The following is a 23,863-nucleotide window of genomic DNA, read 5'->3' on the forward strand; positions in this document are numbered from 1 at the left end:
ACTATATGCAATTGATAAAAAGGCTTCGCGGTTTCGCGTTGATAATGCTGCTTTTCTTTTTTGCAAATCGAACAACCGCGCAGAGTGGACGTACGGTTGTTGATCTTTCGAACAACAACTGGAAGCTTTGGCTGGACACGGCAGCAGAGTGGCAGCACGACAAACTTTATGCGCCACCGGTTGATGTAAAAACTTTACCGCTGAATCTTCCAACGGGTGGGTGGAATGCCTTGAAGAAAGCTGTCGGTAAAACCGTTCACTTGCCGGCAACGGTTGAAGAATATTACTGGGGACGCAACGGCAATTCTTTTGGGGTGGCGGGAAATTATTTAGGCGTGTCGTGGTGGACAACAAATGTCGCTGTTCCGGCAACACAAAAAGGCAAGCGCATCACCTTGCACTTTAACGCAGTTCGTTTTCGTGCCGAGGTTTACGTCAATCAAAAACTTGCTGGGTATGACCTCGTAAACAGCACACCGTTTGACGTTGATGTAACAGATTATGTGAACTACGGCGCACCAAATGAAATCGTTGTTCGCATCACCGATCCCAATGGGAATTTTGATTGGCGCGACTCGCAAAATTTTCTCTGGGGCGATTACCGCACCAATCCCACTCACGGTTTTGGCGGCATCACCGGGAAAGTAAAATTGATAGCAACGGACAAGGTTTATATAGACGATGTGTTTGTGAAGAACAAACCGAATGTGAATGAAATTAATGTAGACGTAACAACAAAGAATGAAACTCAGACGAACGTAAACGGGACTTTCGTCTTGCAGGTGAAAGAAGCAAAAACGTCCGGTAAAGTTGTGTATGAAAAGAGCTATCCCGTTTCTTCGCTTGCAAATGGTACTTCTTCAAAAACATTTACCATATCGGTTGACCATGCAAAGTTGTGGAGCGTTGATTCGCCCAATCTTTATGTATTGAATGTGCAATGGAAAGGTGCTGATAAAACGAAAGACGATTACACGCAGCGCTTCGGCTTTCGATGGTTTGAAGTAAGAGATATAGCCGGTGACAAGCAGTTTTATCTGAACGGTAAACGCATTGTTCTTATCACATCTATTTCTTGGGGCTTTTGGCCGGTGAACGGCATTGCGCCATCCGACGAGCTAGCGAAGAAACAAATTCTGGACGCAAAGAAATTGGGCATGAACATGCTAAACTTTCACCGCACCATCGGTCAGCAGGCTGTATTGGATTATGCCGATGAATTGGGTCTTCTGTATTTTGAAGAACCCGGCGGCAATCAATATCCGGCCGATCGTTTCAACGCAACAGATCCTTTGGGAAAAATGCAGGCGGATTTTTATTTCGCGACTAGAAACGAAAAACTGTTTCGCATGATAAAGCGAGACCGCAATCATCCGTCGCTTGTCATCTACAACATGCACAACGAACGCGGCGCACAACCGCAAGCGCAAGACAGTGCCGAGATGCTTGCGGGTCATCATCTTGATCCGACGCGAATCATGACTTACAACTCCTCGAACGGCGATATTAAATTGGGGCACGATCCGCGGTTCAAATTGCATTTGCTTCAGTATGATTTTACGTTTCTTGATTACGGTTGGTTCGATCAGCACCACGCCGGCGGACCGGGCACGTATCACGACGCTCTTTACAAAAGCCCTATCGATTACGCCAAGTATTTTGACCACAAAGACGAGATCATTTACTACGGCGAAGAAGGCGCTATCGGCACGCCGCCGCGTTTGCAATTGATACGCGATGAAATTTTAAAAACCGGCAAAGACATTGGTTGGGAGAGTGACAATTTCTTGAAATGGTTCGATGCATACGACACGTTTCTAAAAACACATCCCGGTTTTTTGAAAGCCTTTCCAAACGTTGATAGCTTAACGAAAGCCATGGGTAATGTGGCTTATTATTATCAAGGAAGAGTGATTGAAAACGTACACATCAACAACATCATTGATGGTTATGCCATCAACGGTTGGGAAAGCATGAAGCTGGAAAATCATTCAGGTATCGTTGACAATTACCGTAACCTCAAAGGCAATCCTGAATTGATTGCACGATACAACAGTCCTCTCTATGTATCAGTAAAGATGAACCGCAAAGTGATGGCCGTTGGCGATACCGCAACGGTTGATTTTTTCGTGGTGAATCAAAAAGATTTGCACGGCGATTATTCTTTACTGGTAAAGGCAAAAGATGAAAGTGGTAAGCTGTTGCTAGAGAAAGTCATTCCCGTAAAACTCACAGGCGGCGCGGTCTATGGAGAAGCCCTTTCATCGGGATTGTCGCTCGTTGCAAAGACCGAAGGTTACACAACCGTTACAGCGGAATTGCAACGCGACGGCGAGACCGTTGCAAAAGGTGACGATAAACTTTATGCTATTCGTTTGGATGCTTCAAACATCACAAGTGACGGCATGATCGCCGATTCAACCGGTGTGTACGCAGCGTATTTAAAAACGCTCGGCATCACACCCAAGTCGTATCGTTCTGGCAGGCCCGAAGGGAAGTATTTGCTTGTAGGCGCTGCTTTACCGCAGCAAACGGGCAATCCACTGGTGACCGACATCTTGGAATGGGTGAACGATGGCAACACGCTGATCGTGTTAAACAACAACGTCGAGGCCTGGGCTGATCACTTGGGAAGAAAAGAAGTCATCGATTACAGAGGCAGCAAAGTGATGGGCACAACCTGGTACGGTGGTAACTTTTTCTCCAAGCAACACGAATTGTTTAACGGCCTTCCGCAAGCGCAAGTCTTTAATTGGGAATACCAGTGCTTCGCCACTTATAACAAAAACCGTTTAGGATTGTGTCTTTTCAACGGTGAAACCGTCGTGGCTTGCGTGGCCGATCACAAGCCAGAAGTGTATTCGGCGCTAAGCATTGTGCCGCACGGGAGAGGAAAAATCATTCTCTGCACCCTTGATATTTTTTCCTGCTTGCGTGATGCAAGTGTTGGCAAAAAAGCAGAAGGCGAAGGCGAGAACGCAGCGATGAACACCTTCAATGCCTCGCAGCAAAACAAAGCAAATATTATTGGTCAACAGTTGCTACTGAACTTGTTGAAGTATGCTAATAAGCGATGAAAACAATCTTGGTTATTTAAGCAAGGACTTAAATTATTGGCAATGCAAATCTTTTTATCCTCATCAAAACTATCCGGTAGAGATTGGGTGAAAAGCCGCTATGGTAACGCAATCGTTTGCATAGAAAATGGTATTGCAAACGGTTCCAATGCTGTAATTTTTCATTGCAAAAAGAGTTCGTTCGCCGGATGAATTCCGGATGACGAGACGAATTAATCATCACCGCTTCGACTATTTTACGAAGGCTCGATTGCGATTGTTTGTTTATTCAAACGGCATTGCAGATTTCTTCCATTACCCCGTTGATTGCTGTATTAAATAAATTTTTTAAAACACAATGTTATGATGAAAAGGCCTAGGCATCAGGCACCTTTCTCGCCTTGCTGTGATTCTGCCATACAATCAATGACCGGCAGCAGATTACCTCTAAAATACTTCAGACGAACGGGAGTTACCTTGTTAATGGCAATGCTCATCATTCTACCCACAACTTTGTTTGCACAAAACACTATAAAAGGTGTCATTACCGATGGCAGAACCAACACCCCTCTTGCCGGTGTAAACGTAACGGTGAAAGGTGCCGGCAAAGGAACCCAAACCAATGCGGCCGGTGAGTACACCATCAGTGCAAGAAGCAGCGACGTGCTCCAGTTTTCTTATGCGGGTTACGAGACACACGAGGTGCCGGTGCAAAACCAAACCAATATCAACTATACGCTGAAAGAAAGCACGTCCAAATTGGATGAAGTGGTTGTAGTAGGATACGGAACAACAAGAAGAAAAGACTTGACCGGCGCCGTCGCTTCGGTCAATGGAAAATCCATCGCGGCGACTCCGGTGCCCAACATTGCGCAAGCCATGCAAGGAAAACTGGCAGGCGTAAACGTCGTATCGCAGGACGGTCGCCCGGGTGCCGATGTTTCGATTCGTGTGCGAGGCGGTGGCTCGATATCGCAAAGCAATCAGCCGCTAATCTTGATTGATGGCGTTCCCGGTTCATTGAGTGACGTCCCGCCGGATCAGGTAAAAAGTATTGACGTACTGAAAGACGCTTCCTCTACGGCTATTTACGGTGCCCGTGGAGCGAACGGCGTTGTTCTTGTAACAACAAAAGGTGCGCAGGCAGGCAAAACAACGATCACGTATAACGGCTATGTAAAATTCAATACGCCGGCGAAATATTTAAAAGCGCTTAGTCCCTACGATTACTTGAAGTACGTATGGGCTAATGCCGCTGCAAACGGAACGGCTTATCGGACACCGTTTGAACAGTTGTATGGTATTGGCGCTTTTACAACAATCAATACCGGTGGCATTGAAAGTTACCGGAACCTTGCCTCGGATGATATTCAAAAACAAGTCTATCATAGCTCTACTTCTTCCAATCACGACCTGACGATAACGGGAGGAACAGATAAAACAAAAATTCTGTTTTCGACAAGCTATTCGGATGAACAGGGAATGAAGATCAATTCCTTTTTTAAACGCGGAAACGTAGCTTTTAAACTAAGCCAAAAGCTCTTCGACAATCTTACGTTCAACCTGGATACGCGTTACACGGATATTCAGAACAAAGGCGACGAAGGAACCACAAACGGGTTCGGCTCTTTGCTCTCGACGGCGTATGAATTCCGTCCAATTTCTACCGCGCATATTTTGGGTGACTTGAATGCGCTTCGAACAGGAAACATTCAACAGTACGGGACAAACGTGATGTGGGACACGCACAGTCCTGTTGCCCGCATCAGTGATTACGATCCGCTTTCCTTAAGTCAATCAATGCGCGGAATTGCGTCGCTGGACTGGAAAATCATTAAAGACGTAACCTATCATACCGATTTCTTTTTAAGCCGGTCGTGGTCACAACAGAAACATTGGTCGGGAGCAACGTACAACAACTACCTTGACGATGCCACCAACACGAAGCTTTATGCGGGAGCGGTTGATTACCGCAAGAATGATGCGTGGGGATTGCGTTGGACGAATACATTGAACTATGCTTTGAGTGTTGGCACGAATCACCATCTCAATCTTTTGGCAGGACAAGAAGTTGCCAATTCGGGTGGAACCGGCATTGCCATACAAGCAAATCATTTTCCTGCAAACTTTACCGAAGAAACCGCCTTTGCGCAGATCAACCAGTACGATCAAACGAATGGTTCGGCCACATTTTCTTCCTCTGTCAGTACGCCGGATCGTCTTCTTTCGTATTTCGGCAGAGCAAACTATTCTTTCCTCGACCGGTACCTGCTTACAGCCACATTCCGTGCAGATGGTTCATCAAGGTTCACACCTGCGCACCAGTGGGGCTATTTTCCGGCCGGTGCAATTGCGTGGAGAATGTCTGAAGAGTCTTTCCTGAAAGATGTCAAATGGTTAAATGATTTAAAGCTCCGCGCCTCTTATGGTGCAGTGGGTAACGATCGTATCCCTTCCAGTTCGTGGACACAATTGTGGGGCTCCGTATCAGATCAACGATTCCAATATGCGATCAACCACCAGCGTCAGTCTGCTTATGACCTGGCTTCTCAAACATTGGCCAATCCAAACCTGAAATGGGAAACGACAATCACACGAAACGTAGGAACTGATTTTACCTTGTTTAAATTCCGATTGTCGGGAACCGTTGACGTTTACTGGAACACAACGAAAGATCTGTTGATGTTGACGAGCAACCCACCCGTCAGCGGATACCCTTTGATTTATTCCAACATTGGACAAACAAGCAACAAAGGCGTAGAGCTTTCGCTTTCCGGAACCATTTTCGAAAACAAGGATTGGAAAATAACCGCAGGCGGCAATATTAATTTCAACAAAAGCAACGTTGACAAACTTGCGCCCAACGTGACAGGGCTTTACTCAGCAAGTTGGTCAGGCAGCCAATCGTATCCGGCGTCAGATTATGTTTTGCTCGAAGGCAAGCCTGTTGGATTGGTTCGGGGATTAACTTACGATGGTCTTTATACGCCGGCTGATTTTGACTACAACAACGGTTTGTACACGTTAAAAAAAGGTGTGTCTGATCTTGGCAATTTCATCGGCGTTGTGCACGGGATAGGTGCCACCGATAAACCTTCTACGCAGTATGCTTATCCAGGACTTCCGAAGTTTAAAGATTTGAACGGCGATGGTAAAATAGACGAAAATGATGTTTCGGTGATTGGTAACATGAACCCAAAGCATACGGGTGGTTTCAATCTTGGTGCATCGTTTAAAAACATTGACTTCGGACTTTACTTCAACTGGAGTGTAGGCAACCAGATTTACAACGCGAATAAACTGGCTACTCTATATGGTCCAAAAGAGGCAGGCGTTTATGAAAACAAATTGGCCATTATGAAGGACGCTTATAAAATTTACGACGTTGTCAACGGACAATTGGTAAGGCTAACGACACCGGATCAATTAAACGCTGCCAACGCGAATGCTACCTTGCCTCTCGCTTATAATGAGGTAGGCGTTACATCAACTTTGGGTATTGAAGACGGCTCTTATCTGCGCCTGAACACGTTGAATTTGGGATATACGTTACCAAAGTCTATACTGGCGAAAGTAAAAATTTCAAACCTTCGTATATACGGTAGCGTTTACAATGTATTCACGATCACCAAATATTCAGGACTTGATCCTGAAGTAAATACCGATCCGTCGCACAACAACGCAACCTATCCAACCACGGGCTTTGATTTTGGAACGTACCCGCGTCCTCGCTCTTATGTTGTCGGTCTAAACGTTAGCTTCTAACAATTAAAAACACGGTTATGAAACGGTTCATAAATTATATAGCAGCAATTGCGTTGTGTATCACGTTTACGCAATGCAAAAAAGATTTTCTGACGGTAACCTCGCCGTCCAATGTGGATGATCAATTTGTTACTTCCACACCTTCGGAAACGTTCAAAACACTTTCCTGGTGTTATGCCAATTATCGCCAAAACTGCATCATGGGAACGTACCGGTGGAACGACCCCGTTGGCTCGGATGCGGAAATGTATCCGGAAGAAGCTTCCAGCAACAACATGAACGCCATTTTGCGGTCTGATCTCTTGCCCATCAATGCCGTGTCGGGCGGGTTCAATGCCCTTTACACAACGCTTGCCCGTGCGGATAAAATAGCGAATCTGATTTCTCAAAAAGACGTTTACAAAACCGATGCTGCGTCAGGTAGCGCTACGGCATGGACGCAGTTGTATGGTGAAGCCATCACCATGAAAGCGTTTTGCTATTTCAATTTGGTTAAGCACTTTGGCGATGTGCCTTACGGTTATGAAAACGAATACGTGACAGATTATTCTTTAAACTCACGGTTCGAGATTTACGATAACCTAATCGCTTCTTTGAAAGGTGTAGAGCCACTTATGTATAAATTAGGTCAAGGCGGAATAACGGCCGAACGGTTTTCAAGAACTTTTTGTGATGCCTTGATTGGAGAGATAGCGCTTTTTTCCGGCGGTTATCAAACCATTCGAACCGATATAGCAGGTTTGTACGGAAATGTACAGTTTACTAAAAAAGGGTCCGAACAATTTAGCTGTGTTTATGCGCGGCGTACCGACTATCTAAACTATTACAAGATTGCCAAGCAGTACCTGCAGGCGGCAATTGATAACAAAGGATCGTCTACGTTAATCACATCGGATGGAAGGTCTTACGCAAACAATCCTTTTCAACGGCATTTCCAATATTTCGCCGATTTGCAAGTGAGTCCCGAGTCATTGTTTGAAGTGGGCAATATTCAAGGCGGGCAACAAGTCACCACGAGCGAATACCCTTATGCTTTTGGCCGGCCATCTGATGGCGGTAGTACCAACGCGGCTCCTGCCAAAACCTTCGGTGCGCTTCGCATCATTCCAACTTTTTATTACGGCGAATACGAGAAAGGCGATAAACGAAGAGATCCCAGCGTAACCGTTACGGGCAGCAACGGAGACGGAAATGAAAAGATGCTCTCGTTTGTGCCCGGAAATAAATCAACCGGCGGCATTTCAACAAACAAATGGGACGAGAACCGCATGAGTCCACCATACGTTGCGTCGCAAAGAAATTCGGGTATGAACTGGCCGGTTTTGAGAATGGCTGATGTTATCTTAATGCTGGCCGAAGTGAAAGCTGAATTGGGAGAAAGCGACGCGGTGGCTTTGGTGAATCAAATTCGCGAAAGGGCTTTTGGCAATGCAAGTCACGATATAGGTGCACTGTCGGGTGATGCATTAAAAGACGCTGTGTTGCAGGAGCGCAAGCTCGAACTGGCTGGGGAAGGAACACGCCGTTGGGATTTGATCCGCTCCGGTAAATTTTCTGAAAAGGCAGTAGCCGTGCGCCAGGAAATGACAACCATGATTAACGACATCAAGACGCAGGGATATCACGCCTTTTCCAACGGCAACGTGATTCCTGCTTATGTGTGGACAAAGCTGGTTAATCTCACCAACCCGTTAACGTATGATGTTTCTGATTCTACCAATCCCGCCCTTTATCCTGGATGGAGAGGGCAATACGATTATAGTAAAATTGCAAACGGTCCAAAAGTAAACGGCACCAATCACAACGTAGCCATCCAGGGTTTGTTCCGCTATATCAATCCAACGAGTGCAGAAGCAACAACGTTACAAAGTCAAGGGTACGTCAAAACCAATTGGGGTGTTGATATTGTAAATAACGCTGCCAGCTATGATAGAAACATTCTTTCCGGAATAACATCGGCCGGCGATCCGCCCAGGTATTATTGGCCGATTCCATCGGAGACAATCAGCAAGTCGAATGGAAAAGTTTCCAATGGTTACGGACTACCAAAGCAATAAAGTCATTCAATCATTCAATACAATCTGTAAAGTAATTGTCTCTCAAAAAGCAGTCGGTGAATTAGAAACACAGGGTCAACTCTGTGTTTCTTTTGTCGCATTCTCACTTTGTATAAAAACCCAATTAAGTATCGTGAATAAACTGATTTTTCTCTTCTGTACTCTGTGTAGTTCGCTTACATTAACAGCGCAGAAGCCCGTGCCCGTGAAGCCACGTATTCTGGTGAGCACCGACATTGGCGGCACCGACCCTGATGACAATCAATCAATGATACACTTGCTCATGTACAACGAACGCTTTGACATTGAAGGGTTGGTTTCCTCGCCGTCTTATGGAGAGGGAAACAAAGAAGAAATACTGCGCACCATAGACCTTTACGAAAATGACCTGCCCAAACTGAAAGCACACAAACAGGGATTTGCAACGCCTGCCTATTTGCGTTCGGTGGTCAAACAGGGACGACACGGCGCTGCGCCGTTCAAGGGCTATTCTACGGCAACAGAAGGGTCGGACTGGATTGTTAAATGTGCGCTGAAACAAAGCGAGAGGCCGTTGTGGATTTTGGTTTGGGGCGGACTCGACGATTTGGCGCAAGCCTTGCACGACAAGCCCCGGATTCAAAAGAAAATAAAAGTCTTTTGGATCGGCGGACCCAATAAAAAGTGGAGCGCCAACAGTTACGCTTACATTGCCGAAAACTTCCCGAGCCTTTGGTTTATTGAATCCAATGCGTCCTATTACGGATTTTTTTCCGACAACGTCCCCGATAGTTTAAGCAATAAAAATTATTACAAGAACTACATTAAGGAAGCCGGCTACTTGGGGAAAGAGTATAAAAATAACCGCTACAAAGGCAACCTGAAGATGGGCGACACGCCGTCGTTGCTTTACATGATGGACGGCAATCCCAATGATCCGGCGAGAGAAAGCTGGGGCGGCAGTTACGTGAAGTTCTGGCAAAGTCCGCGATTGATTTTTAACCGCAATGCATCACTTCATGATACGGTGACTGTCTTTTCCATTGTTGAATTTCGGTTTAAAGGCCCTGTTGTGAAAATACCCCCTGATTCGGCGTGCCTTACAATGGCGGTGAAGTCTGAAATAGGCGAACAGAAGTGGGATGGTTTTTATCTTGGAGATGGTAATTATGTTGTAAGATACTCGCCAAAACGTACAGAAACCTTAACCTACAAGGTCACATCAAGTATCAGGGGATTTGAGGAACAAAACGGAGCCTTTGTAGTTGATAATAGTTGGCCGGGAAAGCCTCGCAAAACCAACTATAAATTGGGTGCAAACTGGTACACGGACAGGCCAAACCCCGAATTGTACGACGATATATGGCAAGGCGGTAAAACCGTCCTGAAATGGCGCAGCGATGTCCTGCTGGATTGGGCCAAACGCTGGAACTGGCTTCGGTGACGAAGACGGGCAACAACAAAAAGGATTTGCAAAAGTTGGGCAACTATTGCAAAGCTGGTTGTGGACAAACGGTAAAATTTTCTCTTCGACGCAAAAAAATGAAAGCGGAAAATACAAACGGCGAGGGTTTTGAAGCAGTGCCCGCCAAGCCAACCTACTGGCTTACCCGTTTTGTTATTCTTCGCTTGCTGGGGTTCGTGTATGCAGTTGCTTTTCTTGTCGTCATTAATCAAATTATCCCTTTAATTGGCGCTAACGGGCTCTTGCCCGTTGGCTTGTATTTAAAGCAAATCGGCAATGCTTTGGGCTCGGACAGCGCTGGCTTTTTTCGGCTGCCTTCGCTTTTTTGGTTTTGGCATTCCGACGCAGCACTCTTAATTGTTGCCTGGTTGGGCTTTCTTCTTTCTTGTATAGTTGTTGCAGGCTTTGCCAACGTTCCGGTAATGGTCGTGCTTTGGTTCCTGTACATGTCTTTTGTTCACGTGGGACAAGACTGGTACGGCTACGGTTGGGAGATTCAACTCACCGAAACCGGCTTTCTATCTATCTTTCTTTGTCCCATGCTTGACATGCGTCCGTTCCCAAAATGCGCACCGCCATTTCTGATCCTTATTTTGTATCGTTGGCTCGTCTTTCGCATCATGTTTGGTGCGGGATTGATCAAACTCCGCGGCGACGAAATATGGCGCAACGCGACGGCGCTTTATTACCATTTCGAAACACAACCCATTCCTGGCCCGTTGAGCCGCTGGTTTCATTTTCTTCCGCATGCTGCTTTAAAAATTGGCGTGTGGTTCAATTGGCTGGCCGAGATAGCGGCACCGCTTTTTGTTTTCGGGCCACGGCTTGCCCGGCACATTGCAGGCGTCATCGTTGTTTTGTTCCAGGTAAACTTAATCCTCAGCGGCAACCTTTCTTTTTTAAATTGGCTCACCGCCATTCCCGCACTCGCTTGTTTTGATGATGGCTTTTGGTCACGGATTCTTCCAAAATGGATTGTTCGCAAAGCAAGTTTTGCCGCGGCCAATGCAAAAGAATCCCGCCCAATGCGAACGACCGCGCAAGTAGTGGTCATCGTTGTTTTGTTTTTGAGCGTAGCGCCAGTTGTCAATATGCTTTCGCCAAAACAAATCATGAACACGTCCTTCGATCCTTTGGATTTAGTAAATACCTACGGCGCTTTTGGTAGCGTGGGCAAAGAGCGTTTGAATGTGGTGTTTGAAGGAACAACAGACAACGATTCAACAGACAAAGCGGCCTGGAAGCCTTATCTCTACAAAGGTTTACCCGTATTGCTTGACAAGCAACCGCCGCAAATAGCGCCTTACCAGTTAAGGCTCGATTGGCAAATGTGGTTTGCTTCGATGTCGTCGCCGGAACAATACCCGTGGACGACCTTTCTTCTTTGGAAACTTCTTCAAAACGATGCGGGTGTGTTAAGCCTTTTTGCGGGCAATCCTTTTCCGGGCAAACCACCAAAGTATGTCCGTGCCGTGCTTTATCGTTATTGGTTTGCAAAACCCGGCAATGCACAAGGCCTTTGGTGGAACCGTGAACGCATCAGCATCTGGCTTCCGGCTATGTCGGCCGATGATCAAATCCTTATTGATTATTTAAAAGGCGGCGGATGGATAAGGTGATGTGTTTGAGACGCGAAAGAGTCTTTGTCAATTTTTGTTTTTAATGCAACGCTTCTGCTTTCAACTGGAAAACATCTTTCAATGCCCGCTTTGCGGCGTGGTAGCCACACATGCCGTGTACGCCGCCACCGGGCGGTGTGGAAGAAGAACAGAGATAAATTCCTTTTGCCGAAGTTTTGTAGGGTGATAACCGCAAAGCGGGCCGTGTAAACAATTGGTCAATATCAAAGGCGCCGCCGTTGATATCGCCGCCAATGTAATTTGAATTGTAAGTCTCCATCTGTTTTGTATTCATCACATGCTTTGCTAATATTCGTTCGCGAAAACCGGGTGCAAAGCGTTCTATCTGTTTCTCTATTGCTTCCGTCATGTCAACGGTTGAACCGTTGGGTACGTGGCAATAAGCCCAGGCAGTGTGCTTGCCTTTCGGTGCTCGAGACGCATCGAATAGACTTTGTTGCGCCAGCAAAACAAAAGGCTTTTGGGGATGTTTTCCGTTTGCGGTTGCTTGCTCAGCCGCTACTGTTTCTTCCCATGTATTTCCCAAATGAACCGTGCCTGCTTTACGGCATTCCGTTGCGGTAAACGGAATGGCATCATCCAACGCCCAATCAATTTTAAACACGCCCATTCCGTAGCGGTAACGTTTCAACTGCCATTGATAAAAGCTTGAAAATTCATGTCCGGCAATTTGCAACAATTGCTTTGGCGTTACATCAAATAAGACAGCACGAGCAGAAGGCAACTGCTGAAGCGAACGCACATGAAAATTCGTTTCGATGCGGCCACCGATGGATTGAAAATAGGAAGCCAGTGCATTGGCAATGGCGCTTGATCCGCCCTTTGGAATGGGCCAGCCGTCTGTGTGCCCTGCAAGCATCAAGACCAATCCAATGGCTGACGTCGCAAGGTTTGACAAGGGTTGCATTGAATGTGCTGCCATTCCCGCCCACAGTCCTTTTGCTTTTTTTGTGTGAAACCGTTTTGCCAAATGCGCTGCCGGCATCAATGCTTTCAAACCAAAGAAGGCCATTTCAAGGGGATGCCTGGGAATGCGCGGCGGACTTAATACATCTGCTGCAATGTGCGGCCAGTCTTTCACCAACCGCTTCATGAGTGAGGTATAAGTGTGTTCATCATCACCAAACGATTGTGCTGTTTGTTCAACAGAGGAATACAAAGCGGCTGCATCGCCATCATCAAACGGATGGGCAGCGGCAAGGCCCGGAAGAATAAATTTCAATCCATGTTCGACCAGTGGCAAAGTCTTGAAAAAAGGCGAAGCAACGGCTAAGGGATGAATGGCAGAACAAACATCGTGAACAAAACCCGGCAAAGTCAGTTGGGCTGAACGCAGGCCGCCGCCAACGGTTTCTTTCGCTTCTACCAACAACACGGACAAGCCTGCCCGTTGAAGCGTTATTGCGGCAGCCAAACCGTTTGGTCCCGAGCCGACTACTATAGCATCGTAATCTCTCTTCGTCATGCAATTTTTTTAGTGTCTGTAAAGACCGCGGCGTATGCGGACGTTATGAGAATCATCTGCCGAAAGATTTAGCGGCAAAGCTCAAAACTTTGCGCTAATTTTTGGGTGAAATAAAAGCGTTAAACGCGAAGCCGCTATTTGATTCTTCTTAAACCAACCAACATGTTCATTGAAACGGATAAACCGGCACAACAAATTTTGCAAAATACACCACCGGCAAAAACATCGGGCTATGTACTGCGCATTTCGCTTACAGCAGCCCTGGCCGGGTTTATTTTTGGCTTTGATACGGTGGTAATTTCCGGCGCCAATCTGCCCATCAAAAACCTTTGGCACACTTCGCCGTGGTTTCACGGTTTTTTTATCATGTCCATGGCTTTGTGGGGCACGGTCATCGGCGCCATCTTTGGCGGACTTCCCACGCAAAAATGGGGGCGTAAAAAAGTGCTCGTATGGATCGGCATTTTGTTCAGCCTTTCGGCGGTGGGAACGGCACTGGCGCCCGGTCCTTACATCTTTTCTTTCTTTCGCTTTGTTGGCGGATTGGGCATCGGTGTTTCTTCCGTTGCCGCACCCACTTATATTTCCGAAATTTCCACACCGGCCAACCGCGGAAAGCTTGTGGCCTTATACCAGTTCAACATTGTGTTTGGAATTTTAATCGCCTTTCTTTCCAATTATTTTTTGCAGGGCGTTGGCGGCGCCAACGACTGGCGCTGGATGCTTGGCGCATTGGCTGTGCCTTCGCTCGTTTACTCGGTGATGGTGGTTGGCGTTCCCGAAAGTCCGCGCTGGCTCATCACCAACCGCAACGACGTAAACACGTCGAAACAAATTTTAGCGAAGCTCGGTATCGTCAACGTTGACGAAGAGGTAGCGTCCATCATTAAAAGCTATCGGCACGAAACAGCCGGGGACGACGGTTCTGTTTTGAACGGAACAAACAACAGAAACACGCCTTCGCTTCTGAGCCCAAAATACCGCACCATTATGTGGCTGGCTTTTATGGTTGCCTTCTTCAACCAATGGTCGGGCATCAACTTTATTCTTTATTACGCACCGGAAATTTTAGAACGTGCGGGCCTTGCGGCAAAAGACTCGTTGTTCAATTCCATTGCCATCGGCGGAACAAATCTCCTTTTCACGTTTGTGGGTTTGTACCTCATTGATAAACTCGGGCGAAAAACCTTGCTGCTCATTGGTTCGCTTGGCTACATTGCCAGTCTTGCAGCCGTGGCCTGGTGCTTTGCTTCGCACGCAAGCGCCGCGTTGTTGATGACGTTTTTGCTGTTGTTCATTGCCGCACACGCCATTGGTCAAGGCGCGGTAATTTGGGTTTTTATCTCCGAAATTTTTCCGAACAAAGTGCGGGCAATGGGACAATCTTTTGGCGCCAGCGTGCATTGGGTTTTTGCAGCCATCATCACCTTGATTACGCCGGTGTTTTTGGACAGAGACAACGGCATTTTCAAAAACAATCCCTGGCCCATCTTCGCCTTCTTTGCCTTTATGATGGCCTTGCAATTGGTTTGGGTGCTGACAAAAGTGCCCGAGACAAAAGGTGTGTCGTTGGAAGATTTGGAAAGGCGGCTGGTAAAGGAATGAGAAGGCTGAATGAAATGTTCGATGTTTTTTATTGCAATCAGAATGAAAGATTGTTTGTCTTTTACGTTGATGATTTTGCTTCTTGCTTGCGGTGATGCAAGGAAGGGTGCAGAGCGTTCCGCCGTTGAGCGTGAACAGTACCGTCCGTTGATTCATTTCACACCGCAAAAAGCCTGGATGAACGACCCGAACGGCATGGTTTATCTGAACGGAACTTATCATTTGTTTTACCAGTATTATCCCGACAGCACCGTGTGGGGCCCGATGCACTGGGGCCACGCAACAAGCAAAGATTTGCTTCATTGGGAGCATCAGCCCGTTGCCTTGTATCCCGACAGCCTTGGTTATATTTTTTCCGGCAGTGCCGTGGTGGATGCGGCCAACACATCGGGTTTTGGAAAAGACGGCAAAGCGCCGCTTGTAGCCGTCTTCACGCAGCACGATCCAAAAGGAGAGAAGCAAGGAAAAACGGATTTTCAAAATCAAAGCATTGCTTTCAGTTTTGACGCCGGCAAAACATGGACGAAATATGCCGGTAACCCCGTTCTAAAAAATCCCGGTATCAAAGATTTTCGCGACCCCAAAGTGAGTTGGAACGATGATGTAAAGAAGTGGATCATGACGCTTGCCACAAAAGACCGCATCACGTTTTATTCATCACCTGATTTAAAAAGCTGGACGAAGGAAAGCGAGTTTGGTGCTAACGTTGGTGCGCACGGCGGCGTGTGGGAATGCCCCGATCTTTTTCCTTTGAATTATGAAGGAAAAAAGCATTGGGTACTGCTGGTGAACCTTAATCCCGGCGGACCAAACGGCGGTTCGGCCACGCAATATTTTGTCGGAAGCTTTGACGGCCATGCGTTCAAGCCTTATCAGACCGATACAAGGTGGGCAGACTACGGCCCGGATGAATACGCCGGCGTTACCTGGTCGAACACCGGTGATCGCAAGATCTTTTTGGGGTGGATGAGCAACTGGCAATATGCGCAGGTAGTGCCAACAAAAACCTGGCGCAGCGCCATGACGATACCCCGTGATATTCGCCTTGAAAAAGTTGGCGACAAATATTTCCTTGCCTCAAAGCCGGTTGATGAATTGTCCGCAATTGCGGAGAAGCCGCTGGTGTTTCAAAACGTTGATGCAAACGACAAGCGCATTGCGAACATGAAACTGAGCGGCGCGGCGCGACTGGACCTGAACGCAGCAAAAGCGGAAAGCTTTTCCATCACACTTTTAAACGACAAAGGACAGAAAGTGGTGATTGGCTACGACAAGGTATCGAATCAATATTACATTGACCGCACAGCCTCGGGCAAGGTTTCGTTTGAAAAAAGTTTTGCGGCAAAACATCTTGCGCGGCGGTTGTCAACGAAAGATGAATTAAACCTCACGCTGGTCATTGACGTTGCGTCGGTAGAACTGTTTGCCGATAACGGCCTTACCGTGATGACGGAAATCTTTTTTCCCGATGAAGATTATTCGCACGTCAACCTGCAATCAACCGGCAGTTTTGCGTTGACTTCTTTGTCGTATGCGAAACTAAAAGCAGGACGATGATTTTTCTAAACGGCTTCCAATTGAAGTTTCTGCTTTTGCGGTGATTTTATTCCCGCTTTGTGTCCGCGCAGCGCATAGTAAAGAATGTAAACGTAGGAGGGCAGCACGCAAACAAAAAAGGACGTATGGTTGGAAATGTGCGCCTTGTCTTTTAGACTTGTGTAAAGTAAAGGCATCAACGCACCGCCGGCAATGCCCATCACCAGCAAGGCCGAACCGATCTTGGTAAAACGCCCCAGGCCATTAATGGCAAGCGGAAAAATAGCGGGCCACATCAGTGCATTGGACAATCCCAACAAAGCAATGAACGTAATGGCAAGATAGCCCTGGCTTAAGAATGCGCCGGTGGCAAAGACAATTCCCGAAACGGCCGAAATTGACAATGCCTTTTGTTGCGAAACGTATTTTGGAATGGTGAAAATGCCGATGATGTAACCCAACAACATAGCAAGCAAGGTGAAGGAAGTAAAGTAACGCGTTTGCGTTAACGGCATGCCCAATTCTTTGCCGTACGTGCCAATGGCATCACCGGCCATTACTTCTACGCCAACGTACAAAAAAAGGCAAAGCACGCCGAGCAGCAAGTGTGGATACTGAAACACACTTTGCTTTTGTGTGTTTAACGCAGCCTTGCTTTCGTCTTCTCCTTCCATGTCAATTTCGGGCAGCGACGATTTCCGAATCATCAATGCCAGCAACAAAAGCACAGCGGCCATTACGAGGTAAGGAAGGATGACGCGGCCAGCCATTTCATTGAGCAATGCGTTTTTTGTTGCGGCATCGCTAACGGTCGAAAGTTTCTCCGTGAGTTGGTTGCTGTTCTTCAAGACAAGTGTTCCCAAAATCAGCGGGCTTAAAATGCCGGCCACTTTGTTGCAGATGCCCATGATGCTGATTCGCTTGGCCGCACTTTCAATGGGGCCTACGATGCTGATGTACGGATTGCTGGCGGTTTGCAACAGCGCAAGGCCTGCGCCTTGAATAAACAATCCCGTTAAAAACAAAGAAAAGCTTCTTGCGTTGGCCGCCGGAACAAAGACCAGCGAACCGATTGCCATCACGCAAAGTCCCCAGGCCATGCCGTTTTTAAAACCGGTTTTCTTCAGCAGAAACGAAGAAGGAATGGCCAGGAAAAAATAAGCCATGTAAAAAGCAAACGTTACAAAAAAAGCTTGCACGTCATTATCCAATTGACAGGCGATTTTCAAAAACGGAATCAGCGTTCCGTTCAGCCAGGTAACGAAGCCAAAGACAAAAAACAAAATACCGATGATAACGATGGCGTAACGGTTGGTGGGAGTCTTGTTCATAAAGCGCAATTTGCGGTGCTGAAAATAACGAAGAGCACCGTGTGGGCAGTGAACAATCGTTTGCACAATTTGCAATTTGCACAATCGTTTGCACAAGCCTTCTACTCGGTATTCGTCTAAGTTTGGGTTTCAGCGGCAGAAGGTTTTCTCACCACCGCCGCCGCAGAGCTGCACCGCAAGCCTCACTGGATGGAAGTTCCGGGACGCTCCCGGATGTTCAGATTTTTAATTCTCATGTAGCAGCATAAAAACCCGGGCTGTTGTTTCCACAGCGGCCTTTTCTTTTCTAACGACGGCCCGTTAAACGAAGGCGATTGTTGTAATTTGCCGGACCACCTTTTACAAATGATGAAGGAGTTCACAACGAATCAGAAACAATTGCGAGTCGGTTTTCAGCGAGTGATTAATGAAAGCGACGACCTGAATGCAATCGCAAATATTTTGCGCAATGCGGAAAAACACCCGTTGTCGTTTGCACCCTGGCCGGGCTACACAGCCAGCGCTGACGTAGCGTTTTCGATTGCCTACGGCGACAAAAATCTCTACCTGCAATATGTGGTAAAAGAAAGCATCGTTAGGGCAGCAACGGGAAAAATTAACGGCCCGGTGTACGAAGACAGTTGCGTGGAATTTTTTATTCGCTTCGATAACGACAAAGCTTATTACAATTTTGAATTCAACTGCATCGGCACTGTGCTGGCAGGTTTCGGACCCGATAGAAACAACCGCGAATTGCTGTCGGAGCACGTCCTGCAAAACTTGCGTTGCCACACGGTTCTTCAAAAAGAGAATGGTGCCATTAATTGGACGTTGACGGTTGTTCTTCCCTTTGAAGCCTTCGCCTTTCATTCTTTATCGTCGCTGCATGGAAAACAGGGCGGCGCCAATTTTTACAAATGCGGCGATGCGCTTCCGCAACCGCATTACCTTGCCTGGTCAAATATTGAAAGCGAAAGCCCAAACTTTCATTTGCCGGAATTTTTCGGAACCTTGCTGTTTGAATGATTGTCCGTGATGAAATGAATTTACCTGCACGGACGTTAAAAGGTTTTTATGAATCGGATTTTCTTTGGTTTATCGTACGGCCTCGCCATCTTTTTTTCTTCCTGCCAATCGGCGCAGGTAAAACCGGCGCAATCAACCGATTCGTCCGCTCATTCCTGTATGCGGGTGCCTTCCCGCTTTGGCAGCAATGATAGTGCGATGCAAAACGTTTCGGCTTCCAATGACACCTCGCATAGCGGAATGGTACTCATTCCCGCCGGAACCTTTGAAATGGGCGGTGACAATAACCAGGCTTCCCCGGATGAATATCCCAAACATACCGTTACCGTCTCCTCTTTTTATATGGATGCGACTGAAGTCACTAATGCGCAGTTTAAAAAGTTTGTAGACGCCACCGGCTATATCACTACTGCCGAACGCAAACCCGATTGGGACGAATTAAAAAAAACACTTCCGCCCGGCACACCGAAACCACCCGATAGTGTTTTGCAGGCGGCCTCGCTTGTTTTTCATCAAAGCAGCGGACCGGTTGATTTGAATGATTATTCGCAGTGGTGGCGCTGGACAAAAGGCGCGGATTGGAAGCATCCGGAAGGGCCGCAAAGCAACGTCAAGGGCAAAGAAAATTTACCCGTTGTACAGGTAAGCTGGGACGATGCAACAGCCTATTGCAAATGGGCGGGCAAACGCTTGCCGACCGAGGCCGAATGGGAGTTTGCCGCAAGAGGCGGATTAACAAACAATATATATCCCTGGGGAAACGAACACGTGAATTCAGGAAAACCAAAGGCAAATAGCTGGGAAGGAAAGTTTCCCTATTTCAACGAAAAGAAAGACGGCTATGTAACGGCTGCGCCGGTGAAAAGCTTTTCTCCCAATGGTTATGGGCTGTATGACATGGCGGGCAACGTGTGGGAGTGGTGTAGTGATTGGTACGATTACAATTACTATAAATCATTGGCAGGTAAAACGACCGTCAACCCGAAAGGGCCTGAAAAAAGCTACGACCCCGATGAGCCGCAGGCGCAAAAACGTTCGCTCCGCGGTGGCTCTTTTCTTTGCAACGACGCGTATTGCAGCGGCTACCGTGTGGCACGACGCATGAAAAGCACACCCGACACGGGTTTAGAACATACCGGATTCCGTTGCGTAAAGGACGTAAAGAAGAAATGAGGGAAATCAGAAGCCAGCTATCGGCTATCTGTTTTGTTATAAACGGCAATTCGCTTCCTCGTCGGTTTTGATTAGAATCTTTTTCAATTGCCGATAGCTGACTTCTGATAGCTGACAGCCGCAATAAATCTCAAAGCTTGCATTATGGACAACAAACTGCCGACGATTAAAGAAATTGCGAAGCGACTGAACGTTTCGGTATCCACCGTCTCGCGGGCCTTAAGCGATCATCCGCGGATTGGTCTGCGCACCAAAACGCAAGTACAGCAATTGGCCAAAGAACTCGGATACGAACCCAATGCAAAGGCCATTTCTTTTAAGCAGCAAAAGTCTTTTGTCGTGGGCGTTGTGCTGCCTTTCATTCGGGAAGAGTTTTTCTCGCAGGCCATCAGCGGCATCGAAGCAGCTGCCATGGAATCCAATTACACCATTCTGTTCGGGCAGAGTTACGACGACGTGGAGCGGGAAAAGTCCGTAGTGAATGCCATGCGCAAACAACGCGTTGACGGCTTGCTAATCTCTCTCTCAAAAGAAACCAATCAATACGAGCACCTGCGGCAGTTGGAGAAATACAACATTCCCGTCGTTTACTTCGACCGCGTGCCGCCGTTTGAAAAAGCCAATAAAGTCTTTTGCAATTTGTATAAAGGAACGGTAGAAATGATCAACTGGCTGCTCAGCCGCGGTTACAAGCGCATAGCTCTGATAAACGGTCCCGATAAACTAAGCGCCAGCAAAGAACGGCTGAATGGCTACATCGAAGGGCATTCGCGAAGAAAGTTGAAAGTGGACATGCAACTGGTGGAGAAAACAGACTTGTCGAAAGAAGGAACGTATGCCGCTATGAAAAGTTTGCTCTCGCAAAAAAACCGGCCACAGGCCATCATTACGTTTAACGAATACGTGCACATGGACGCGGTACAATACGCCGCGCAGCAAAATATCCTGGTCAACAAAGAGATTGTTTTTGCCAGTTACGCCAACCTTCCCATCACCAATTACACGGCGCATCCGCCATTGGTTTCCGTTGAGCAATATCCTTACGGTCAGGGCGAAAAAGCCATGGAGATCATGATCCGGTTGTTGAACGGAAAAGCTACCGATGCGCACGAAAACGAGGCCGTGCACAAAGAAGAAATTCCGGCCACTCTTGTGCTGCACCAGGCGGCCGTATATTGAGCCGCTCCGCTTTGGTTCTTTGCATTCTTGTTCTTGCCTTCCGCACGAGTTTCTGCAAGGGAAAAGTTGTTTTCATGCGACGTTTGATGAAGGAAGATGTGCAAACGGTTGCGCGGCTTTTCTCTTGTACAAGCGCCTATTTTTAAAATTCAATCACGCGTATGAACAGAAAAGAATTTATCAAAAACACGGGACTGACCGCCGCAGGTCTTGCTGTGTTGCCTTCGGCAAACTTGTTTGCCAGAACCGAGGCCGATGCCAAAGTGAAGATTGCTGTCATTGGCACAGGGGCACGCGGCAGCGGTCACGTCGATCTTCTTTTACGACGGGACGACGTGGACCTTGTGGCCATTTGCGAGGTAGAAGAGCGGGCACTCAACGGCACCAAAGAACTCATTACAAAGAGCGGCAAAAAGATGCCGAAGGTTTATACCGGCGACGTGGATGCCTGGAAGAAGATGCTGGAAAAGGAAAAGCTCGACGGCGTTGTAATAGCCACGCCGTGGGAGTGGCACAAGCCGATGGTGATGGGTGCGCTGGAAGCCGGTTTGAAATACGTGGCTACCGAGGTAATTCTCGGCATTACGTTGCAGGATCATTGGGACGTGGTGAAAGCTGCCGAGAGGTACAACGCCAATGTGATGATGTTGGAAAACGTTTGCTATCGCAGAGACGTGATGGCGGTGCTCAACATGGTGCGGCAAGGTTTGTTCGGCGAACTCATTCATCTGCAGGGAGGCTACCAGCACGACTTGCGCGAAGTGAAGTTTAACGACGGCGTGCACACCTACGGCCACGGCGTGGAGTTTGGCGAGAAGGGTTATTCCGAAGCGCACTGGCGCACCAATCATTCGGTGCATCGCAACGGCGACCTGTACCCAACGCACGGCATCGGGCCCGTTGCGCATTACATCAACGTTAACCGCGGCAACCGTTTTCTTTCGCTTTGCTCCTTCTCTACAAAGTCAAGAGGCCTGCACAATCACATTGTAAAAGTCGGCGGCGAAAATCATCCCAACGCCAAGGTGCGTTTTGCCCTGGGCGATATTGTGACCACGCAGCTTAACTGTGCCAACGGCGAAACCATTTTATTGCAGCACGACACCAATCTTCCGCGGCCTTATTCGCTCGGCTTTCGGGTACAGGGTACGGAAGGTTTGTGGATGGATGTAAACAAAAGCATTTACATACAGGAAAAATCGGCGAAGAACGATCAGTGGGACAATGCGCAAACCTGGTTTGACAAATACGATCATCCCTTGTGGCAACGTTGGAGCAAGGAAACTGCCGGCGCGGGACACGGCGGCATGGACTTTTTTGTGATTCATTCCTTCGTGGAAAGCATCAAACGCAAACAGCCTACGCCCATGGATGTTTACGATGCGGCTGCGTGGAGCGTTATTACACCGTTGAGCGAGCAGTCCATTGAGTTAGGGCACCAGACCGTAGAATTTCCTGATTTTACCTCGGGACAATGGATGTACCGCAAGCCTGTGTTTGCCCTTAACGATGAATATTAAAGAGGAACGCCAAAAGATGGTTGAAAAAATTTTAGCAGCGTATGGTTTAACGCCAGATACCGTCGAGCCGCTTGGCAACGGGCTGATTAACCGTACCTGGAAAGTAACGGCAGGCAATGAACAATACGTTTTGCAACGGGTGAACCAAAACGTTTTTCAGCAGCCGCAGCACATTGCCACCAACCTTGAAGAAATCGGAAACTACCTGGCGAAACATCATCCCGCTTACCTTTTTACAAGGTCCATTGCCGCCGCCACCGGCGAAGAGCTGCTTTGCGTAGACGGCGCTTACTACCGCCTCTTTCCTTTTGTTAGCGGTTCGCACTCAAAGGACGTTGCCGGCAGTCCCCAGCAGGCCTTCGAAGCTGCCCGGCAGTTTGGAAAGTTCACGCGGCTGCTTTCTGGCTTCGACGTGGGCAAGCTGCACATCACCCTTCCGCATTTTCACGACCTGCGCTTGCGCTACGGCCAGTTTTTGGCTTCGCTTCAAAAAGGCAACCGGCAACGGATCTCAGAATCGGCGTCACTCATCAACGCTTTGAAAAGCCACGCGGACATTGTAACGGTGTACGACAACATACTACTCAATCCCTCTTTCAAACTGCGGGTCACGCACCACGACACCAAGATCAGCAACGTCTTGTTCGACGAAAAGGACAAAGGCCTTTGCGTGATTGACCTGGACACGGTGATGCCGGGTTATTTCATTTCCGACGTGGGCGACATGATGCGCACTTACCTTTCGCCGGTGAGTGAAGAAGAAAGTGATTTTGAAAAAATTGACGTACGCGAAGAGGTTTACAAAGCCGTGGTGGAAGGTTATTACGCCGAGATGAAAGACGAACTGACAAACGAAGAGAAGCAAGGCTTTTTTTACGCCGGCACTTTTATGATTTACATGCAGGCGCTGCGCTTTCTGACCGATCACCTGAACAACGACGTGTATTACGGTGCGGCCTACGAAGGACATAATTATATCCGGGCAAAAAACCAGTTGACGCTCCTTGAGCGGCTGTTAGCAAAGCAGGAAGTGTTGAACAAAAGCATTTCTCATCTTGCCGGCGATGTACCCGTTCAATCTTTCTAA

General features: G+C 47.6%; 14 protein-coding genes. 12 read left to right on the forward strand and 2 right to left on the reverse strand.

Annotation, left to right across the window (positions count from 1 at the left end; genetic code table 11):
* The first annotated feature begins 5 nt into the window (after positions 1-5).
* The 5 genes from FSB75_RS00375 to FSB75_RS00395 all read left to right on the forward strand — a co-directional run bounded on the left by FSB75_RS00375 (position 6) and on the right by FSB75_RS00395 (position 11,941).
* Positions 6-3,077 carry a glycoside hydrolase family 2 protein gene (locus FSB75_RS00375; RefSeq protein WP_227990722.1) on the forward strand — a complete coding sequence of 1,024 codons (3,072 nt, stop codon included), beginning with the start codon at positions 6-8 and terminating at the stop codon, positions 3,075-3,077.
* Positions 3,078-3,545: 468 nt separating this feature from the next.
* Complete coding sequence (locus FSB75_RS00380) at positions 3,546-6,821, forward strand: SusC/RagA family TonB-linked outer membrane protein (protein ID WP_227990723.1); 3,276 nt, start codon at positions 3,546-3,548, stop codon at positions 6,819-6,821.
* 17 nt (positions 6,822-6,838) lie between these two features.
* The gene (locus FSB75_RS00385) at positions 6,839-8,878 is read left to right on the forward strand and encodes a RagB/SusD family nutrient uptake outer membrane protein (RefSeq protein WP_146781327.1); all 2,040 of its coding nucleotides are present in this window, start codon (positions 6,839-6,841) and stop codon (positions 8,876-8,878) included.
* A gap of 205 nt (positions 8,879-9,083) precedes the next feature.
* The gene (locus FSB75_RS00390) at positions 9,084-10,301 is read left to right on the forward strand and encodes a nucleoside hydrolase-like domain-containing protein (RefSeq protein WP_227990724.1); all 1,218 of its coding nucleotides are present in this window, start codon (positions 9,084-9,086) and stop codon (positions 10,299-10,301) included.
* Positions 10,247-11,941, forward strand: a complete 1,695-nt coding sequence (locus FSB75_RS00395; protein WP_227990725.1) for a lipase maturation factor family protein — start codon at positions 10,247-10,249, stop codon at positions 11,939-11,941. The genes FSB75_RS00390 and FSB75_RS00395 overlap by 55 nt, the downstream gene beginning before the upstream one ends.
* Before the next feature lie 40 nt (positions 11,942-11,981).
* Here FSB75_RS00395 and FSB75_RS00400 read toward each other — a convergent pair whose 3' ends face one another.
* On the reverse strand, positions 11,982-13,427 hold the full coding sequence (locus FSB75_RS00400; RefSeq protein ID WP_146781329.1) for a phytoene desaturase family protein: 1,446 nt from the start codon (positions 13,425-13,427) through the stop codon (positions 11,982-11,984).
* Between the two features lie 162 nt (positions 13,428-13,589).
* Here FSB75_RS00400 and FSB75_RS00405 point away from each other — a divergent pair, with 162 nt between their 5' ends.
* Together FSB75_RS00405 and FSB75_RS00410 are read left to right on the forward strand one after the other, a co-directional pair.
* The gene (locus FSB75_RS00405) at positions 13,590-15,032 is read left to right on the forward strand and encodes a sugar porter family MFS transporter (protein ID WP_146781331.1); all 1,443 of its coding nucleotides are present in this window, start codon (positions 13,590-13,592) and stop codon (positions 15,030-15,032) included.
* A gap of 42 nt (positions 15,033-15,074) precedes the next feature.
* The gene (locus tag FSB75_RS00410; RefSeq protein WP_146781333.1) at positions 15,075-16,589 is read left to right on the forward strand and encodes a glycoside hydrolase family 32 protein; all 1,515 of its coding nucleotides are present in this window, start codon (positions 15,075-15,077) and stop codon (positions 16,587-16,589) included.
* Positions 16,590-16,594: 5 nt separating this feature from the next.
* Here the strand turns inward: FSB75_RS00410 and FSB75_RS00415 are convergent, their stop codons facing one another.
* Entirely contained in the window at positions 16,595-17,899 is a 1,305-nt protein-coding gene (locus FSB75_RS00415) for a sugar MFS transporter (protein WP_146781335.1), read from the reverse strand.
* 345 nt (positions 17,900-18,244) lie between these two features.
* Between FSB75_RS00415 and FSB75_RS00420 the strand changes: the two genes are divergently transcribed.
* The 5 genes from FSB75_RS00420 (at position 18,245) to FSB75_RS00440 (ending at position 23,863) form a co-directional block, all read left to right on the forward strand.
* Positions 18,245-18,904 carry a carbohydrate-binding family 9-like protein gene (locus tag FSB75_RS00420; RefSeq protein WP_227990726.1) on the forward strand — a complete coding sequence of 220 codons (660 nt, stop codon included), beginning with the start codon at positions 18,245-18,247 and terminating at the stop codon, positions 18,902-18,904.
* A gap of 48 nt (positions 18,905-18,952) precedes the next feature.
* Positions 18,953-20,077, forward strand: coding sequence for a formylglycine-generating enzyme family protein (locus FSB75_RS00425; RefSeq protein ID WP_146781337.1), 1,125 nt, complete (start codon positions 18,953-18,955; stop codon positions 20,075-20,077).
* Between the two features lie 144 nt (positions 20,078-20,221).
* Positions 20,222-21,256 carry a LacI family DNA-binding transcriptional regulator gene (locus FSB75_RS00430; protein WP_146781339.1) on the forward strand — a complete coding sequence of 345 codons (1,035 nt, stop codon included), beginning with the start codon at positions 20,222-20,224 and terminating at the stop codon, positions 21,254-21,256.
* 161 nt (positions 21,257-21,417) lie between these two features.
* Positions 21,418-22,776 carry a Gfo/Idh/MocA family protein gene (locus FSB75_RS00435; RefSeq protein ID WP_146781341.1) on the forward strand — a complete coding sequence of 453 codons (1,359 nt, stop codon included), beginning with the start codon at positions 21,418-21,420 and terminating at the stop codon, positions 22,774-22,776.
* 16 nt (positions 22,777-22,792) lie between these two features.
* Complete coding sequence (locus FSB75_RS00440; protein WP_146781343.1) at positions 22,793-23,863, forward strand: phosphotransferase enzyme family protein; 1,071 nt, start codon at positions 22,793-22,795, stop codon at positions 23,861-23,863.

The organism is Flavisolibacter ginsenosidimutans, assembly GCF_007970805.1.
Lineage (GTDB): Bacteria > Bacteroidota > Bacteroidia > Chitinophagales > Chitinophagaceae > Flavisolibacter > Flavisolibacter ginsenosidimutans.

What these genes read in the sequence shown, in the direction of transcription:
- FSB75_RS00375 (WP_227990722.1), top strand. Translation starts at nt 6, where the DNA reads ATGCAATTGATAAAAAGGCTTCGCGGTTTCGCGTTGATAATGCTGCTT.
- FSB75_RS00380 (WP_227990723.1), top strand. Translation starts at nt 3,546, where the DNA reads ATGCTCATCATTCTACCCACAACTTTGTTTGCACAAAACACTATAAAA.
- FSB75_RS00385 (WP_146781327.1), top strand. Translation starts at nt 6,839, where the DNA reads ATGAAACGGTTCATAAATTATATAGCAGCAATTGCGTTGTGTATCACG.
- FSB75_RS00395 (WP_227990725.1), top strand. Translation starts at nt 10,247, where the DNA reads ATGGCGCAGCGATGTCCTGCTGGATTGGGCCAAACGCTGGAACTGGCT.
- FSB75_RS00400 (WP_146781329.1), bottom strand. Translation starts at nt 13,427, where the DNA reads ATGACGAAGAGAGATTACGATGCTATAGTAGTCGGCTCGGGACCAAAC.
- FSB75_RS00405 (WP_146781331.1), top strand. Translation starts at nt 13,590, where the DNA reads ATGTTCATTGAAACGGATAAACCGGCACAACAAATTTTGCAAAATACA.
- FSB75_RS00410 (WP_146781333.1), top strand. Translation starts at nt 15,075, where the DNA reads ATGAAAGATTGTTTGTCTTTTACGTTGATGATTTTGCTTCTTGCTTGC.
- FSB75_RS00415 (WP_146781335.1), bottom strand. Translation starts at nt 17,899, where the DNA reads ATGAACAAGACTCCCACCAACCGTTACGCCATCGTTATCATCGGTATT.
- FSB75_RS00420 (WP_227990726.1), top strand. Translation starts at nt 18,245, where the DNA reads ATGATGAAGGAGTTCACAACGAATCAGAAACAATTGCGAGTCGGTTTT.
- FSB75_RS00425 (WP_146781337.1), top strand. Translation starts at nt 18,953, where the DNA reads ATGAATCGGATTTTCTTTGGTTTATCGTACGGCCTCGCCATCTTTTTT.
- FSB75_RS00430 (WP_146781339.1), top strand. Translation starts at nt 20,222, where the DNA reads ATGGACAACAAACTGCCGACGATTAAAGAAATTGCGAAGCGACTGAAC.
- FSB75_RS00435 (WP_146781341.1), top strand. Translation starts at nt 21,418, where the DNA reads ATGAACAGAAAAGAATTTATCAAAAACACGGGACTGACCGCCGCAGGT.
- FSB75_RS00440 (WP_146781343.1), top strand. Translation starts at nt 22,793, where the DNA reads ATGGTTGAAAAAATTTTAGCAGCGTATGGTTTAACGCCAGATACCGTC.